Genomic DNA, 1,675 nt, shown 5'->3' with positions numbered 1-1,675 from the left:
AATTAAGCCAATCTTCTCACCATTATCCACACTAAGTTTAACCCCATTCATTAAAACCTTGGGACCAAAATTTTTTTCAGTAATATTAATATCGACTATCATTTGACATAGCATAGCATGAAAAATTAACAGTTTATACGCTATAATAACTATCATGAGTTTTAAAAAAGAGACAGACGGGACTTATTATTGGATTTATGGTGAAAAAACCGATAAACCAGATATTATAATGATCCATGGTTTTAGGGGAACACACCATGGCCTAGAACTAATTACAAAAAACATAAAGAATCATCGAGTAATCATTCCTGACTTACCAGGTTTTGGAGAAACTAAACCACTGAAAAACAAAAAAAACACAATTGATACCTATGCAGAGTGGCTAAATGGCTTTATCAAAGACCTTGACTTAGAACAAAAACCGATTTTAATGGGACATTCTTTTGGCAGTATAATTGTTAGCCATTTTGTTTCTAAACATAATAATCAAGTTAAAGCTTTGGTATTGGAAAATCCCATTACCGAACCGGCACTGAAAGGACCTAAGGCAATTTTTACTAGATTAGCAGTAATATATTATTGGTTAGGTTTTAATTTACCTAAAAAATTAGGACATGAGCTTTTATCATCAAGTTTCGTAATTAATATTATGAGTTTAATTATGACAAAAACTAAAAATCCAAAAATAAAAAAATATACGAAAGACCAACACCTCAAACACTTTAATTCTTTTTATGACAGACAATTTTTAAAAGAAGCATTTGACGCTTCAATTAATAATAATGTAAAAGAAATCGCTACAAAAATAGAATTACCAACTTTAATCATCGCTGGTGAAAAAGACGACGTAACTTCATTAAAGTATCAGATTAAATTGTCAAATAAAATTAAAAATAGTAAGTTAGAGATTATAAAAAATAGCGGACATTTAACTCATTATGAAGATCCAAAACGAGTCGCTAATGCTATAGAGTCTTTTGTTGAGAAACTAAATTAGAATAAATTTCTTCAAATCGTTTAAAAGTCTTTGAGATATCATGTTTTGCCGCAATAATGACACTCTCTTTGCCCATTTTTTCTCTTAATTTTTTATTGGATAGAATTTTATATAAAGCTTCAGCAATCTGCTTATCGTCATCTGGTCTACACAAATAGCCGTTACGACCATTTTGGCACAACTCTTTCAATGGACCGGCATCAACTGCGACAGTTGGCTTACCGCTGGCCATCGATTCAAGCATAACAATGCTTTGCAATTCAGCCGGAGATGGCATACAAAAAACAGAACCAACTTTATGCAAGTTAACCAAATCTTCGTCCGTAACGCGACCAGTAAAAGTAATCTTATCGAAAATGTTAAGTTCGTGAGCTAATTCTTTTAGGTTCAATAAATCCGTACCGTCGCCAACAATCATCAAATGTGCATCTATTTTTTTAACAATTTTTCGAAGGCTTTAACGAGGGTTGATAAATGTTTTTCGGCATCAACTCGACCAACAAAAGTTACAATAGGTTTATCTTCGGGTAGTTTATATTTTTTGAATATTGATTTAGGAGCTTTAGAAACAGAAAATCGGCTTAAATCAATACCATTTGAAACCGCCTCAACTGGAACGGCAAATTTAGTCTTTTTGATACCAAACATATCAAGCGCTGATTGAGTTGGCATAGTAAA

The 1,675-nt window shown here is 32.1% G+C and carries 1 protein-coding gene and 1 pseudogene; one reads left to right on the top strand and one right to left on the bottom strand.

Features of this window, described 5'->3' with window-relative positions; translation table 11 throughout:
- Positions 1–154 precede the first annotated feature (154 nt).
- Positions 155–997, top strand: a complete 843-nt coding sequence (locus WBH99_RS08735) for an alpha/beta fold hydrolase (RefSeq protein ID WP_424219695.1) — start codon at positions 155–157, stop codon at positions 995–997.
- On the opposite strand, the pseudogene WBH99_RS08730 reads toward WBH99_RS08735, so the two are convergent.
- Positions 966–1,645, bottom strand: a pseudogene (locus WBH99_RS08730) (glycosyltransferase). The gene WBH99_RS08735 and the pseudogene WBH99_RS08730 overlap by 32 nt on opposite strands.
- Positions 1,646–1,675: the final 30 nt, after the last annotated feature.

This window comes from Azovibrio sp. (assembly GCF_049658005.1).
GTDB lineage: Bacteria > Pseudomonadota > Gammaproteobacteria > Burkholderiales > Rhodocyclaceae > Azovibrio.
Note: the sequence above shows the minus strand (reverse complement) of the source record. Positions and strands in the feature narration are given on the sequence as shown.

Coding starts and splice junctions, on each gene's coding strand:
- WBH99_RS08735 (WP_424219695.1), top strand. CDS start 155: ATGAGTTTTAAAAAAGAGACAGACGGGACTTATTATTGGATTTATGGT.